Raw genomic sequence first — 15,325 nt, forward strand, 5'->3', positions numbered from 1 at the left:
TTGTCGACTGTCAAGGGGAATCTTTTCTCCGACCGTCGCAGACAAAATCCGGCCTGCGCAGGCACAAGCTTCATCACAGATTGATCCAGCGCCACGTCTCGGATTGGTATCATCGGAGGCATGAAGATCTTTGGCCGAATGAAGCTGCGAATGAAGTTATTTGTCGCCTGTGTTGCTGCCTTGCTGGTTCTCTCCCATGTGGTTGCCCACGCCCAGGCCTTTGCCGCCAAGCCCAAGCTGATCGTGATCGTGGTGATCGACCAGTTCCGTGGCGATTATCTGATGCGCGACCGCGCCAAGTTCCAGGGCCGCGGCTTCCGTCTGTTCACCGAGCAGGGTGCCTGGTTTACCGATTGCTATTACGACTACGCCAACACCAAGACGGCTCCCGGCCACGCCACCATTGGCACCGGTGCGTATACCGATGGCCACGGCATTGACTCGAATGAGTGGTGGGATCCGACCCGCTCCTTCGACGAGCAGGTGAGCAGTGTGCAGGATGAGCGTTATCGGTTGGTCGATGTTGACCCCAGCTCGATTCCCGCCAATCAGCCCGGTGCTCCGGCCAATGCCGCCAAGTTTCTGGTGGGAAGCTCGCCGCTGAATCTGCGCGCCACCACGCTGGGCGATGAGCTGCGTCTGGCCACCGCCGGCAAGGCCCGCGTCTACGGCGTTTCGCTCAAGGATCGTGCCGCCATTCTGCCTGCCGGGCAGACGGCCAACGGCGCATTCTGGGTTGAACAGAACAGCGGTAAGTTCACCACTTCGACTTTCTACATGCAGCATCTGCCCGGCTGGGCCACGGCCTTCAATGAAGGTGGCCGTCGCGCTCAGGCCGCTCGCGAGGCCAACGCCGACGAAAATACCCAGCAATTCTTTGAGCTGGTGGGCCGTACGCCCGCCGCCAACGACTACGAACTGGATTTTGCCAAGGCGCTGATTGATGGCGAACATCTGGGCCAGAACGACGTGACCGACCTGCTGGTGGTTTCGCTCTCGCCCAACGACATTCAGGGCCATCAGTTCGGACCCGACTCCGAGAGCGAGGAGCAGATGATTCTGGGCCTCGACAAGTCGCTCGACAACTTCAATAACTGGCTGGACAAGAAGATCGGCCTGAACAACGTGTGGATGGCGCTGACCGCCGACCACGGCGTGGCTCCGGTTCCGGGCGAAGCCGCCAAGCTCGGCGTGAATGCCGTGGCCGTCAAGATGGACAAGGTCTACGATGCGCTGAACGTCGCGCTTGCCAAGCGTTTTGCCCCGGCACAGCCGACTGGCGCAGCCAAGCCCAGTTTCCTGATGCCGCATCCCGACCTGCCCTACATCGTGCTCGACAAGCGTACCTTTGCAAAGCTGCACATCGATGAGAAGACGGCCGAAGACGCCGTGGCCGAGCTACTGCCCGAGGCCGTAGCCACGCTCAACCAGAATCCGCCGCCGGTGCTCAAGCCGAATGCCGCGCTGCCCGCGCCTTCGGAAGAGCGTCTGCCCACGTATCCGCGTGTCCAGTACGCCTATACCCGCCTGCAGTTGGCCAATGGTCAGTTGCCGCCCAGCGATTGGGGCCGCGAGATCGCCCACAGCTACACCTCGCACGGCAACTGGTTCGTAATGATGGTGCTCGACGCCTATCAGATGCAGGGTTCGGGCCAGTTTGCTGGAACCACCCACTTCAGCCCCTGGTCCTACGACCGTCATGTGCCGCTCGGTTTCTATGGTGAGCCGTTTGTCGCGGGCGAGTATCATGGACGTGTAGCCCCGGTAGATTTGGCCGTGACCTTTGCTTCGCTGGCGGGTGTTAACCTGCCCTCGGCGGCCAGTGGTCGTGTGCTGAGTGAGGCGGTTAAAACCGTGAAGGCTGCAAAGTAGGAATTGACTCCTGCGGAGGGAGGCGGGGGTTTTAACCCCCGCAAAAAATCCTGCAAAGTGGTCGGGGGCTTTACAGGCTGCGGAAAAACTCTCTTGGGGCTCGGTTTTGAAAGGGCACGGCTTCAGCCGTGCCAAATAAACGCAATAAAATCAACGGGGCTTTAGCCCCTGAGGGGCGTTTCTCTCCTGCCCCCCGCAAGGATTCAACCGTTTTTCCGCAGCCTCTTTAGCCCCTGCGGGACACTTTTCACCTTTTGCCCCGCAGCAGGAATCCGGGACGAAAGTCCATCGAATCTGATTTTTCTTGAAGGAAGGGAACTGAGCTGAGCGTGAAACCCGAGATGAAAGTGAAGTTGGCCGGCATTGAGCTGACCAACCCCGTAATTGCCGCCAGTGGCACCTTTGGCTACGGCATTGAATTCGAAGAGATCATCTCGCTGGAAAAGATCGGCGGCTTTGTCACCAAGGGCATCTCGCTGGAGCCGATGGCAGGCAACGCGGCTCCGCGTCTGCTGCCCACCGCGGCCGGCATGCTGAACGCCATCGGGCTGCAGAATGTAGGCGTGGAAGACTTTATCGCCCGTAAGCTGCCCCCGCTCAAGCGCTATCCCAAGTGCAAGGTCTTTGTGAACGTCTTCGGCTACACGGTGGGCGACTACTGCGCCGTCATCGAGCGCTTGAATGACGCCAAGGGCATTGCCGCTTACGAGCTGAACGTCTCCTGCCCGAATGTGCATGCCGGTGGCATGGCCTTCGGAGCCGATCCGGGTGAGCTTGAGTATCTGGTGAGCAAGGCCAAGGCCGTCTCCAAGCGGCCGCTGCTGGTCAAGCTCTCGCCCAACGTGACTTCCATTGCCCACATGGCCCAGGTGGCTGAAAATGCCGGTGCCGACGCCGTCAGCCTCACTAACACCTTTATGGCCATGGCCATCGACGCTGAAACCCGCAAGCCTCGGCTGAGCAACGTCACGGGCGGGCTTTCTGGTCCGGCCATCAAGCCGATTGCCTTGCGCATGGTCTACGAGACGGCTAAAGCGGTCAAAATTCCCATCGTCGGCTTGGGCGGCATCGTCACGGGCGAAGACGCGGTGGAGTTCCTGCTGGCCGGTGCTACGGCTGTTCAGGTGGGCACGGCCAGTTTTGCCGATCCCTGCGCTGCCGAACAGCTCGCCAAGGGGCTGGAGAGCTGGTGCCGCTCGCATCAGGTGGAGAAGGTTTCCAGCCTGACCGGAGCTTTGGAAGTTCCCAGCCCAACCCTACCGGAGCCCGAAGAGTAATTTCGTTTTGTAAAGCTATTTTGATTGACTCGAAGATCCTGCCCAGTGCCCATTGGAGGCCTGGGCAGGATCTTTTTGTGCATAAGCCGACTCTCTCCTGTTTCCTCCATTTCGAAAACTCCCTCCAGCCAATCTCCCGATTTGAAATTTTCTGCTCCTGCTGGCGATAGAAGGTACTTCAATCACGCTACTTTCAGCTCTATAGCATTTCTCCAATTGCTGTAGACCGAAAGCTGGATGCCGAGTGGCTTTTTTCCTTAAGAAAAAGCCACCTTGCACGCAATTCGAAACTGCACGTGTATTGGAGAAATGCTCTAGGATGAGGCTGCCGAGCTGACTCGTTGGCCGGAATGTTGGCCGGAATTTGGAGAAACTAGGGCCATTAGTCCCGGGATGAAGCAGAAATTTGCGGCAATGGTTGACCATTCTGGTGTGATCTATCGCACGTTGTGATAGGAATCACAGCCATCCGTTTTTCCATCAAGGTAACTTCGCAGACATTGGCTGGGCCCCTGACTCTGTCCAGTTGTCAATACCCGTTCAGGGGAATCCCGATGCAGGTTTCAAGAGAGGTAGGCATGGGTCATTCCATTTGGCAGTCAATGCAGCAGAAGGGCTATAGCCGACGGGACTTTTTGCAGTTCTGTACGGCGGCAGCCACTATGGCCGGTCTGGGACAGGCAGGGGTCGCCCAGGTTGTTTCGGCTTTTGAAAAGAAGGAAAAACCGGCCGTTGTCTGGATGCACTTTCAAGAGTGCACCTGTTGCAGCGAGTCCTTTATCCGGGCCTCGCATCCCATTGTGGCCGATGCGCTGCTCGACATCTTTTCGCTCAACTACACCGAGACTCTGATGGCCGCCAGCGGCTTCCAGGCCGAAAAGAGCCTCAAGGACACCATCACCAACAACAAGGGCAAGTACATTGTGTTGGTGGAAGGCGCAGTGCCTACCAAGGACGGCGGTGTTTACTGCATGATCGGCGGCAAGACGGCCGAATCGATTCTGCAGGAAGTCGCAGCCGATGCCGCGGCAGTGGTGGCCTGGGGCAGTTGCGCCTCGAATGGCTGCGTGCAGGCTGCCCACCCCAATCCCACCGGCGCAACCCCCATTCACAAGCTCATCAACAAGACGGTGATCAACGTCCCTGGCTGCCCACCGATTGCTGACGTGATGATGGCCGTGGTGACGCATCTGCTGGTGGTCGGGCAGATTCCGGCGCTCGATTCGCTCGGTCGTCCCAAGGAGTTCTACGGTCGCCGCGTACACGACACCTGCTATCGTCGCCCCAACTACGATGCCGGCCTGTTCGTCGAGTCCTTCGACGACGAGAACGCGCGCAAAGGATACTGCCTGTACAAGATGGGCTGCCGCGGACCGGTCACCTACAACGCCTGCTCGGTCACCAAGTGGAACGAGGGCACCAGCTACCCGATTCAGTCCGGCCATGGTTGCATCGGCTGCAGTGAAGAGGGCTTCTGGGACAACGGACCGTTCTATCAGCATCTGCCGTCGTTCCCGGGCTTTGGCATTGAGAGCACGGCCGACAAGATCGGTGCCGTGGTTGGCGTGGCGACTCTGGCTGGCGTTGCCGCTCATGCGGTTGCCACCAACGTTGGCAAGCACAAGCTGATTGCCGAAGTTCACACCGAAGACCAGCAGGAGGAGTCGTAGGCGACATGACACGCGTAGTCGTAGATCCAGTCACCCGCATAGAAGGCCACCTGCGTGTTGAAGCAGTGGTGGAAAATGGCGTGATCACCGACGCCTTCAGCTCCGGCACGATGATCCGCGGTCTAGAGAAAATCCTGATCGGGCGCGATCCGCGCGACGCCTGGGCCATAACCGAGCGTGTTTGCGGGGTTTGCACCGGCATTCACGCGCTCGCCAGCGTGCGCGCTGTGGAAGATGCGGTGGGCATCACGGTGCCGCCCACGGCCGAGCTGATCCGCAACATCATGACCCTGACCCTGCAACTGCATGACCATGTGGTGCATTTTTACCACCTGCATGCGCTCGACTGGGTCGACATCGTGAACGCTCTGAAGGCCGATCCAAAGAAGGCGGCCGAGCTGGCCGGCAGCTTCTCCAAGTGGGAGAAGAACACCCCGGCCTACTTCTCTGAAGTTCAGGGCAAGATCAAACAATTTGCCGACAGCGGTCTGGGCATCTTCAACAACGGCTATTGGGGGCATCCGGCCTACAAGCTGCCGGCGGAAGTGAACCTGATCGCCGTGGCGCATTATCTGGACGCCCTCGAATGGCAGAAGGAGATCGTCAAGATTCACGCCGTTTTTGGCGGCAAGAATCCGCACCCCAACTTCCTGGTGGGCGGTGTTCCGTGCTCCATCAACCTGGACGAAGTAGCCGCCATCAACACCGAGCGGCTGAATCTGGTGGCCAAGCAGATCGCCATGGCCGACCACTTCGTCAACGAGGTCTACATTCCCGATCTTTTGGCCGTGGCCAGCTTCTACAAGGATTGGGCCAAGTGGGGCGGCGGACTCTCGAACTACCTCAGTTACGGCGAGTATCCGACCAAGGGTTACGCGCAGGTGGATGCCTTCAAGTATCCGCGTGGTGCGGTGCTTGGCCGCGATCTGAGCCATGTGCTGCCGGTCAATCCCCGCGACTCACAGGAAATCAAAGAGTACATCTCCAGTTCCTGGTACGACTATGACGGCGGCAACAACGTTGGCCTGCATCCGTGGGAGGGTGAGACCAAGATCAACTACACCGGGCCGAAGCCTCCCTTTGAGACGCTCGAAGGACACGAGAAGTATTCGTTCCTGAAGACGCCGCGCTGGAAAGAAAACCCCATGGAAGTGGGGCCGCTGGCCCGCATTCTGGTGGCGTATGCCGCTGGCCGCGCCGACGTGAAAGAGATCGTTGGTCAGGTGCTGGGCAAGCTCAACGTGCCTGCTGAGGCGCTCTACTCTACGCTTGGTCGTACCGCGGCCCGTGGCATTGATGCGGCGCTGGGCGTGGTCTGGATCAAGGAGTTCTTCGCCGAGCTGATGGAACGCGTCAAGACGCGCGAGACGGCCACCTTCAGCCCTGAAAAGTGGGATCCGAAGAACTGGCCCAAGGACTGCGAAGGCGTGGGACTGGCCGAGGCGCCGCGTGGCGCTCTGGCTCACTACGTCAAGATCAAGGACGGCAAAATCGACAACTACCAGCTGGTGGTTCCAACCACCTGGAACGGCTCGCCCCGCGACGGCAAAAAACAGCACTCGGCTTTTGAAGCCTCGCTGATCGGTACGCCCGTGGCCAAGCTTGACCAGCCGGTAGAGATCATCCGCACCGTTCACTCGTTCGATCCGTGCCTGGCCTGCTCGGTCCATCTGTATGACCCCGAGGGCAAGCACATTCACCAGGTTTCCTTTGAGTGAGGCCTATGAGTACTCCTTCGATTAGCAATCACGCGGGACCGGGTGCTGAGCACCCGGTGGAGTACCGGCGGGTCTACGTCTGGGAACTGCCGGTACGGGTCTATCACTGGATCAACGCCGTCGTCATGGTGGGCCTGTGTATCACCGGCTACCTGATCGGAGCGCCCATCCGCGCCTTCTACGCGGCCGAAGCCTATCAGCAGTACTGGTTCGGCACGGTGCGCTTCATTCACTTCCTGTGTGCCTACATCTGGACCTTCAACTTCGCGGCCCGCATCTATTGGGGCTTTGTGGGCAATCAGTACGCGCACTGGAACAATTACTTTCCGCTGACCAAAAAACAGCGGCAGGAAATTGTGGACGTGGTCAAGGCGGATGTGCTGCAGGTCAAGCTGCATGGGCCGCTTTCCACCGGACACAACGCGCTGGCGGCGTTCATTTACTTTTTGACGTTTCTAGCCTTTCTGGTGCAGGTGATTACCGGCTTTGCGCTCTACTCCAGCATGAGCACGTCGTTCTTTCCGCACCTGTTCACCTGGGTAGTGCCGCTGCTGGGCGGAGAATTTGCCGTCCGCGCCGTGCATCACGTCTTCCTGTGGTTCTTCGTCTGCTTTATGGTCGTGCACATCTACCTGTCCTTCTACCACGATTACATTGAAGGCCGGGGAACGGTTTCGTCGATCATCGGCGGATGGAAGTTCATACAGGAGAAACGTGAGCACAAATAGCGAAGCGCAAAAAACGCTGGTGCTGGGCCTGGGCAACGTCCTGATGGGCGATGAAGGCATTGGCGTGGCAGTGGTTAGGCAACTGGAGACACACACGCTCCCCGTCGGCGTGGAGTGTCTGGACGGCGGAACGGGCGGCATGGTGCTGCTCGGGCCGCTCGAGAGCGCTGATCGCATCCTCCTGATTGATGCGGCGGCGGATGGCAACCCGGTGGGCACCGTGACGCGGACCCAACCGCGCTTTACGCGCGACTACCCGCCCACGCTCACCGCCCATGACATTGGGGTAAAGGACCTGCTCGACGTCTTTTACCTGCGCGGCGGCGGGCGGGACGTTACGCTCTACGCCATTACCATCGACCCTCAACAGCCGATCCGCATGAGTCTGTCGGAAGGTGCGGAGCGCTCGGCCGCCGAAGCGGTTCGCCGCATTCTGGCGGAATTAGGCGCTCAGGAACTCGTCGCTCAATAGAGCCAGGTCCGGTCTTCGCGGAGCTTCTGCCGAAGGCCGGACTTGTCGTTGCCGACAAAAATGGTCTACTATTGCTTCCATGATGGCTTCTCCCCTCTGTCGTCTCTGTTGCTGTTTTTACGCACACGGCTGACCCATGGGTAGAATGCACAATCACGGATCTTCCGTCGCCCGCGTCCAGCCCAGCTGCCGCGGGTTTCATCGTTTCAGCCTATAAAACCACTTTCCCCCGAGGTCCATATGAGCGAATCGCCCATTGTGAAGGAGACCAAGGCGCAGCGCGCCGAACGTCTGAAGCGTGAAAAGAATCCCTGGCTGGCTTTGGACGAGGTGTTGGCCTTTGCGCGGCAAGGCCGCTCCAGCGTGACGCCGGAGTGGGCCGGAAACTACTTCAAGTGGTGGGGCATTTACACCCAGGGCGATGGCCGGGGCATTACCGGTGGCAAGGGTGGCGAGGGCCTCACCAGCGACTACTTCATGATGCGTGTGGGCCTGCCGAATGGCGTGGTTACGGCGGAGCAGTTGCGCATTCTGGGCGTAATTTCGCAGAAGTATGGGCGCAATACGGCCGACATTACCGTGCGCCAGGCCATTCAGTTCCACTGGTTGGAAGTTGAAAGCCTGCCGGAGATTCTGGAGACGCTCGACAAGGCCGGTCTCTCCCCCAAGGGCGCATGCGGCGATGTGGTGCGCAACGTGACCGGCTGTCCGCTGGCCGGTGTGGACCGGCACGAACTGCTTGACGCCGCTCCGGTGGCCGATGCGATCACGCAACTGCTCAAGGGCAATTCTGAGTTTTATAATCTGCCCCGCAAGTTCAAGATCGCGGTTACGGGTTGCCCGGATTGGTGCTGCCACCCGGAGATTAACGACTTGGCCCTGACCCCTGCCACCCGCGATGGCAAGGTCGGATTTTCACTGCGGGTAGGCGGTGGCTTGTCGAATCAGCCTCATCTGGCCGTCAAATTGGACGCATTTGTGCTGCCGGAACAGGCTGTGGCCGTGGCTAAAGGGTTGGCCGAGATCTTCCGGGAGCAGCAGGTGCTGCGCGAGAGCCGTGAAAAGGCCCGTATGAAGTTTCTCTTCCTGAAGGAAGGCTGGACGGCGGAAAAGTTTTTGGCCGAGTTGCAGGCCAAGCTCGACTTCCAGTTGCTTTCGGCAGGCGAGGAGACCGTACCGGACGAGATTGCCCGCGATCATGCCGGAGTTCGTCCGCAGCGGCAGGCAGGGCTGAACTCGGTGGGCATTTCGGTGCTGAACGGGCGGCTGAACGGTGCTTTGCTGGAGTCTTTGGCGGGCCTTGCCGAGCGTTACGGCTCGGGTAGGCTGCGTACCACCATCAGCCAGAACATCATTTTGCTCGATATTCCGAGCGAAAAGACGTCCGAATTGGTGCAAAAACTGTCTGAAATCGGGCTGAAAGTGGACGGTTCTTTCTTCTGGCGGGGTGCCGTGGCCTGCACCGGAACGGAGTTCTGCAAGCTGGCGATTACTGAAACCAAAGGCTTTGCCCGCTGGGTAGTGGGTGAGCTGGAGGAGCGCCTGCCGGAGTTCGACCAGCAGTTGAAATTAAATGTAACAGGTTGCTCAAACGGCTGCGGCCAGCACTGGGTGGCCGATATTGGCCTGGAAGGCAAGAAGGTGAAGCAGGACGGTCAGATGGTGGATGCCTATTACTTCTGCCTGGGCGGAGCCGTTGGCAGCAACGCTGGGATTGCCCGTCCAGTAGGCTTCCGTACCCCTTCTGTGTTGGTTCCCGAGGCGATTGAGCGGCTGTTGCGGCATTATCTGGACGGCCGCACGGCGGGTGAAAGCCTGCGCGGCTGGTTTGCCCGCCACTCAAACGAAGAACTGCTTGCGCAACTGGCGGGCGAGGCGGTGGAACCAGTGGAGCGCGACAAGCCGCAGGGGCATGTACCGCAGGGCGTGGCGGAGTAGGCGTTTTCCGGATTTTTGCGAAACTCCGGGCCTGAAGGCCGGATGTTCTGTTCAACCAGTACAGGGGCCTGAAGACCCCTGCTCCTTCCACAAACCGTAGAAGCAATTCTTTGGCGCAGGAAGGAACGGCTTCAAGGAGATAGAGTGAGCCTTCTGCCGGTTTTTTTGAAAATCGAGGGAGCGCGCGTCCTGCTGGTGGGCGCGGGCTCCGTGGCACTTGAAAAGGCCGGCAGCCTACTGCGAGCTGGGGCGAGGTTGCGGGTGGTTGCGCCGGGGGTAAGGGAAGAGTTTCGCCTGCTGGCCGCCGAAGGCCGCATCGAGCTGATGGAGCGAGGCTTTGCGCCCGGCGATCTGGACGATTCCATGATCGTTGTGGTGGCCACCAATGATCCGGCGACGAATGCGCGGATCCGGGTGCTGGCCAACCAGAAAAACATTCTGGCCAACAGCGTGGATGATCCGCCCAACTGCGATTTTTTCTTTTCCTCGGTGGTAGCGCGGGGCGATCTTCAGGTGGCTATTTCGACGGCGGGCAAGAGTCCGGCGCTGGGGCAGCGGCTCAAGCGGGAGATCGATGCGCAACTTCCAGCCGATCTGGGCGCGTGGCTCGACGAAATTGGTACGGTGCGGCAGCAGATTCTGGCGACTGACCCGCCTGGAGCGGAGCGCAAGGCACGGCTGCACCGTCTGGTGGAGGAAAGGCCGGTTCTGCTGGGGCAAACACCTTCGGAAAAGCTTGGGGCGCAACCGGAAAGACTTGCGGCGGGGAAGGTTTCTCTGGTGGGCGCGGGGCCGGGCGATCCGGATCTGTTGACGGTGAAGGCTTTGCGTCGGATCGAGCAGGCCGACGTGATTCTGCACGATGATCTGGTTTCGGCAGCGATTCTGAAGCTGGCTGGGCGGGCCGAACGCATCAACGTGGGCAAGCGCTGCGGAAGCAAGGCCATCAGCCAGGAGCAGATTCACAGGCTCATGATCGAGCAGGCTCAGATGGGCCGCAGCGTGGTTCGGCTCAAGGGCGGCGATCCGATGCTCTTTGGCCGCGCCGCCGAAGAGATGGCCGCACTGGAGGCGGCGGGCGTGCCTTACGAGGTGGTTCCAGGAATTTCAGCGGTGTTTGCCGCTGCGGCCGCCGCTGGCTGTTCGCTGACCGACCGCAAAAGCGCCTCGCAGGTGCTGATTGCCACCGGCCATCTGGCCCAGCCCGAGGATCCCAATCCCCCGGCGCAGGCTACGCGAGTTGTTTATATGCCGGGGCGCGATGCGCGGCCGCTGGCCGGGGAGTGGCTGGCGGCCGGATTGCCCGCCGATCTGCCCTGTGTGCTGGTGGCCCGGGCCTCGCAGCCAGATCAGCAAGTGATTCATACCACGCTGGGTGCGCTCAGCCGCCAGAACGAGCTGCTGCCTGCGCCTAGCCTGTTGCTGGCTGGGTGGGCGCTGCGGCCGAAGAGCGTGACCAGGGAAGAAGAGAGCCAGCTTACAGCATTTTGACCGGCTCTCTTCCAAAAGGCATGGCAGGGGGCTTAAAAGAAACGCTCCAAGCTGTTAACCTAGATGTATGAAATTCGGGGTTTTGGTTTTTCCGGGTTCCAATTGCGATCACGATGCGTACAATGTGATTGCCGAAGTGGCCCATCAGCCTGTCACCTTTCTTTGGCACGACTCTGCGGATCTGCAGGGCGTGGACGCCGTGTTGGTTCCCGGTGGTTTTTCGTATGGCGATTACCTGCGAACTGGGTCAATTGCCCGTTTCTCACCCGTCATGCAGTCGGTAAAGAAGTTTGCCGACGCGGGCGGTCCCGTGCTGGGCATCTGCAACGGCTTCCAGATTCTGACCGAGTCTGGCCTGCTGCCGGGCGCACTTATGCGCAATGCCGGGCTCAAGTTCATCAGCAAGCAGATTCACATGCGCACTGAAACCACCAACAGCCCCTTCACGAATCAGTTGAAGAAGGGCGAGGTGTTGCAGGTGCCTATCGCACACATGGAAGGCAACTACTATTGCGACGCCGCGACCTTTGCCCAGCTTGAGGCCGAAGATCGCATTGCTTTCCGTTACTCCACGCCTGAGGGCGACGTGACGGCCGAGGCCAATCCCAACGGATCGATCTCAAACATTGCCGGCGTTCTGAACGAGAAGCGCAATGTACTGGGTTTGATGCCGCATCCGGAGCGTGCTAGCGAAGCGGTGCTCGGTTCAGCCGACGGCTGGAAGATGTTTGCCTCGCTGGTGGGGACTCTGGTAAGCCGTTAAATGTTTCAATAGTTGAAGCTGTCAATAATTGAATGGCTCAATGATTGATATACATCATCATCTGATTTACGGGGTCGATGACGGATCTCCTGATCTGGAGACCTCGTTTGCCATGGCTGAGATGGCGGCGCGCGACGGAATTACACATATCGTCTGCACGCCGCATCACAGCGACGAATACTTTTACCGTCAAGAGATCATTCTGGAGCGCTGGAACGAGCTGAAAGAGAAGCTTCGCGGCGTTGTAGAACTGAGCCTCGGTTGCGACTTTCATTTTTCTGCCGAAAACATCTTTGAGGCCCTGCAGGAAAAGGGGAAATACTCGATCAATCACAAGCAGTATCTGCTGATTGAGTTTTCCAATGCGGGCATTTCCCAGCAACAGCAGGATGCGATTTTCGACATGCAGGCAGCGGGTTATACGCTGATTGTGACGCATCCGGAACGCTATCCGGCAGTGCATCAGCGGCCAGAGATGGTGGGGGAGTGGATCGAGCGAGGTTGCCTGATTCAAGTGACGGCCAGTGCGCTCTATGGGCGCAGTGGTCCGGTGGCGCAATATATATCGAATGAGTTTCTGAAGCGCAACTGGATTCACTTTCTGGCTACCGATGCGCATCATCCCGAGTGGCGTCCGCCACGGATGAAGCATGCCTACGACTATGTGGCGCAGAAGATGGGTGTGGAAGCTGCCGAGCGGTTGTGTGTGAGCAATCCCCGCGTGGCAGTGGAAGGCGCGGCCTGGCCGGCGCAACCGGAGGCACTAGATCTGGGTGCGAAAAATGTGATCAGGATCGATGAAAAGCTGCTCCGCCAGCCCAAATCAAAAAAGATAAAGTCGGGACCGGGATTTTTGGCGCGGCTCTTTGGCAGATAGAACAATTTGTAGGCAGAAGAAAAGACGGTAATGCCCGCCGGAGTTGACTAAGGCCTGTTGACGTTCATGGGATCGGTCGTATCGATCATTCATTTTTCACCCCGAGAGGGGTTTGCTGCCACAGAGAGACGGAGCTCCCTGGAGGGGCGCTGTGAAATCCTGCAAAAAACAGCTTTGAGGCACCGCATCCCACCGCCCCTCCGGGGCGGATTTACCTGCCTGCAGTCTACCCAGGGTTCCCCCTTCGACTTTGCTCAGGGTCCATCCGGGGCTATTTTCGTACTGCCCCTTGCGGGGCAGAGAAAACTTCTTCACGCTCGACGCGCATTTTGTCTCCCCCAAACGGAACTCAAGTTTCCTGATCCAACCATAGACTGTGATGGCCGATGCGCCCTGTGCTATGAATTGTCGTAAACGTCAACAGCCCCCAGGCTGCAGGAAAGCTCATTTCGGAGAGAGGCGGGGGTTTTAACCCCTGCAGTGTGCGCGGGTTTCAGCCCCGGAAGTCTTTTCGCCTGCAGGCATCCAAAACAGGCAGGGCAAGATAAAGCCCGCGCCTAAAGGCGATATTCAACGCATCGGTTCTTCAAGGACCTGAAGGCCCTTGCTCCCTCCCTTACGGCATTGCTCTGCAACGAATTTTCGATCATATGGAAACCGCGCTGGTTTGGTGCCTGCTCCACCGGCAGAGTAGAGTGAAAAGTGCAAACTGAGCGAAATTGACTCTTCTCCATTCACTCTTTCCGCAGGGGACGCATTCCGAATCCTCCGCAAGAGAGAAAAGGGCAGGAGATTTCGCATCTGTCCGGCGGCCGCATGCGCCGGTGCCACTTTTGAGGAGTTGTTGTGCCCGTACTGACCCACGCCAATCTGCTGCCCATCTTTCTGGTTTTCATGTTTACGCTCGGAGCCGGTTTCATGCTGAAGAGCGCGATCCGCAGCTCGGGCGAGTTTCTGCAGGATCTGCGCGGGCTTTCGGCGGGGATTGCTGTGCCGGCTTTTTGCGCAACGTTTTTGGGCGCACCGGAAGTGCTGGGGCTGGGCGCTCTGGGAGCATGCAACGGCTGGCGCTGGAGCGTGGCTTTCGTGTTGGGGCTGATACCGGCGCTGCTGATCGCCTGTCGCTGGTCTGCACCCCGCCTTGTTCGGGCGCAGGCCAAGACCGTGGCGGAGTTTCTGGGGCAGCGTTACGGCAGGAGCATGCGCACTGCCAGCGCTATTTTGTACGTTCTGTTCTACCTTCTGGGCGCGGCTATCGCGCTGGGCCTTCTGGCACACACGGTGCAAATGCTGCACATTCTGGATGGTGTTGCCCGAGAGCGCGGCTGGCCGGTGGAGAGCATCTATCCCGGCGTGGTGACGACCAGCGCCATGATGGTGTTGCTGGCGGTTCTGTGGGGCGGCTTTGCCGGATCGGTCTATAGCCGGGCCATTCAATTCTGTTTTCTGCTGGTTGGCTTTCTGCCGCTGAGTATGCGCGGAGTGGAAAGCGTGGGCGGATGGAGTGGTCTGCAGTCCTCTACCGCAGGTTTTTCCGGAGTGTTGGCACAGCCGCTGGTTGCATGGTTGCTTGGCGCAGCTATAGGCGCTGGTGTTGGCAGCGCTGATTTCCGCTTGCTGCAGATTCTGCTGAATTGCCGGAAGTCGGCGTTGCGCCGGGTTCCGTTGCTGGCCCTGCTGCCGTTGCTGGCGGCATCGCTGCTGGTAGTTTTGCCGGGTGCTGTGGCTCCGCTGCTACCCACGCCCCGCACGGCGGTGACGCAAAGCGTGATTGAAGGCGCGATTGTGCGCACAACCACCGTGGCACGGCCGGAAGAGGAGGCGGGCAGGGGATTGACGCCCGCGCAAACGGATCCAGCTACCGGGAACGTGCAGCACGGAGCCGATGGCGCTGTCCGGCTGGAGTATGCCATGGGCGCTCTGCAGCTGGCGGTGAAGGAACTGCGTGCGCAGGCTCTGGGACTGGTGCTGGCAGCCCTGTTGGCGGCCCTGCTCAGTGGCGTTACGGCACAGTTGACTGCTATCACGGCCCTGCTCAACCACGATCTTCTGCCGTTGTTCTTTAAACTTCCGACCTCGGACGAAGCCTTGCTCCGCATCCTGCGATGGACTGCTGCTGGAACGATGGCAGCGGTGGCGGCTCTGGCGCTGGTTTTGCGCAGTCACGGCCCGGGCAACACACAGTTGCTGCTGCTCGATGGTCTGTGCGGCATGTTTTTCCTGGCACTCATGGCGCTGGGCATGGCGGCTGTGCGGGTGCCTGAGCAGAAGGCCGTGAGCAAGCGAAAACGGCAGGGGAAATCAGTGTAGGGCAAGGTAGGGAAGGGGGAGGGATCCCGTTCTGATTGCTTGTCATACAGAAAAATATGCTTCGCGTACGATCCGTGAAACATTTTCCCGGTCCCTCTCGTCCTTGAAATTGAAGAGGTATCTCTACTGTTGCGGCGGGGCTGGGCGGGGATTGCTGGCAGAATTGGAATACACGCAAGCAGAGTTGCGGTGCGCCAGAGGCTCCTGCG

The 15,325-nt window shown here is 59.4% G+C and carries 11 protein-coding genes; all 11 read left to right on the forward strand.

Annotated features, from left to right (window positions below):
* Nucleotides 1-150 precede the first annotated feature (150 nt).
* The 11 genes from ACOBR2_RS09535 (at nt 151) to ACOBR2_RS09585 (ending at nt 15,116) form a co-directional block, all read left to right on the forward strand.
* Entirely contained in the window at nt 151-1,872 is a 1,722-nt protein-coding gene (locus ACOBR2_RS09535) for an alkaline phosphatase family protein (protein WP_420239786.1), read from the forward strand.
* Nucleotides 1,873-2,213: 341 nt separating this feature from the next.
* Entirely contained in the window at nt 2,214-3,149 is a 936-nt protein-coding gene (locus ACOBR2_RS09540; protein ID WP_420239787.1) for a dihydroorotate dehydrogenase, read from the forward strand.
* A 578-nt stretch (nt 3,150-3,727) separates the two neighbouring features.
* A complete protein-coding gene (locus tag ACOBR2_RS09545) occupies nt 3,728-4,819 on the forward strand; it encodes a hydrogenase small subunit (RefSeq protein ID WP_420239788.1) in 1,092 nt (363 codons plus the stop codon).
* A gap of 5 nt (nt 4,820-4,824) precedes the next feature.
* On the forward strand, nt 4,825-6,537 hold the full coding sequence (locus tag ACOBR2_RS09550) for a nickel-dependent hydrogenase large subunit (protein ID WP_420239789.1): 1,713 nt from the start codon (nt 4,825-4,827) through the stop codon (nt 6,535-6,537).
* A gap of 5 nt (nt 6,538-6,542) precedes the next feature.
* Nucleotides 6,543-7,265 carry a Ni/Fe-hydrogenase, b-type cytochrome subunit gene (cybH, locus tag ACOBR2_RS09555; RefSeq protein ID WP_420239790.1) on the forward strand — a complete coding sequence of 241 codons (723 nt, stop codon included), beginning with the start codon at nt 6,543-6,545 and terminating at the stop codon, nt 7,263-7,265.
* Nucleotides 7,252-7,737, forward strand: a complete 486-nt coding sequence (locus tag ACOBR2_RS09560; protein WP_420239791.1) for a hydrogenase maturation protease — start codon at nt 7,252-7,254, stop codon at nt 7,735-7,737. Before cybH ends, ACOBR2_RS09560 begins: the two co-directional genes overlap by 14 nt.
* 240 nt (nt 7,738-7,977) lie before the next feature.
* On the forward strand, nt 7,978-9,675 hold the full coding sequence (locus ACOBR2_RS09565; RefSeq protein ID WP_420239792.1) for a nitrite/sulfite reductase: 1,698 nt from the start codon (nt 7,978-7,980) through the stop codon (nt 9,673-9,675).
* 144 nt (nt 9,676-9,819) lie between these two features.
* The gene (gene cysG, locus ACOBR2_RS09570) at nt 9,820-11,166 is read left to right on the forward strand and encodes a siroheme synthase CysG (RefSeq protein ID WP_420239793.1); all 1,347 of its coding nucleotides are present in this window, start codon (nt 9,820-9,822) and stop codon (nt 11,164-11,166) included.
* 67 nt (nt 11,167-11,233) lie between these two features.
* Nucleotides 11,234-11,929 (forward strand): phosphoribosylformylglycinamidine synthase subunit PurQ, encoded by a 696-nt coding sequence (gene purQ / locus ACOBR2_RS09575; protein ID WP_420239794.1) that lies wholly within the window; start codon nt 11,234-11,236, stop codon nt 11,927-11,929.
* A gap of 40 nt (nt 11,930-11,969) precedes the next feature.
* Nucleotides 11,970-12,806, forward strand: a complete 837-nt coding sequence (locus ACOBR2_RS09580) for a tyrosine-protein phosphatase (protein ID WP_420239795.1) — start codon at nt 11,970-11,972, stop codon at nt 12,804-12,806.
* Nucleotides 12,807-13,652: 846 nt separating this feature from the next.
* Nucleotides 13,653-15,116, forward strand: coding sequence for a sodium:solute symporter family transporter (locus tag ACOBR2_RS09585; protein ID WP_420239796.1), 1,464 nt, complete (start codon nt 13,653-13,655; stop codon nt 15,114-15,116).
* The last annotated feature ends 209 nt before the right edge of the window (nt 15,117-15,325 follow it).

This window comes from Telmatobacter bradus, assembly GCF_048629425.1.
Classification (GTDB): Bacteria; Acidobacteriota; Terriglobia; order Terriglobales; family Acidobacteriaceae; genus Telmatobacter; species Telmatobacter bradus.

What these genes read in the sequence shown, in the direction of transcription:
- ACOBR2_RS09535 (WP_420239786.1), top strand. Translation starts at nt 151, where the DNA reads ATGAAGTTATTTGTCGCCTGTGTTGCTGCCTTGCTGGTTCTCTCCCAT.
- ACOBR2_RS09540 (WP_420239787.1), top strand. Translation starts at nt 2,214, where the DNA reads ATGAAAGTGAAGTTGGCCGGCATTGAGCTGACCAACCCCGTAATTGCC.
- ACOBR2_RS09545 (WP_420239788.1), top strand. Translation starts at nt 3,728, where the DNA reads ATGGGTCATTCCATTTGGCAGTCAATGCAGCAGAAGGGCTATAGCCGA.
- ACOBR2_RS09550 (WP_420239789.1), top strand. Translation starts at nt 4,825, where the DNA reads ATGACACGCGTAGTCGTAGATCCAGTCACCCGCATAGAAGGCCACCTG.
- cybH (WP_420239790.1), top strand. Translation starts at nt 6,543, where the DNA reads ATGAGTACTCCTTCGATTAGCAATCACGCGGGACCGGGTGCTGAGCAC.
- ACOBR2_RS09565 (WP_420239792.1), top strand. Translation starts at nt 7,978, where the DNA reads ATGAGCGAATCGCCCATTGTGAAGGAGACCAAGGCGCAGCGCGCCGAA.
- purQ (WP_420239794.1), top strand. Translation starts at nt 11,234, where the DNA reads ATGAAATTCGGGGTTTTGGTTTTTCCGGGTTCCAATTGCGATCACGAT.
- ACOBR2_RS09580 (WP_420239795.1), top strand. Translation starts at nt 11,970, where the DNA reads ATGATTGATATACATCATCATCTGATTTACGGGGTCGATGACGGATCT.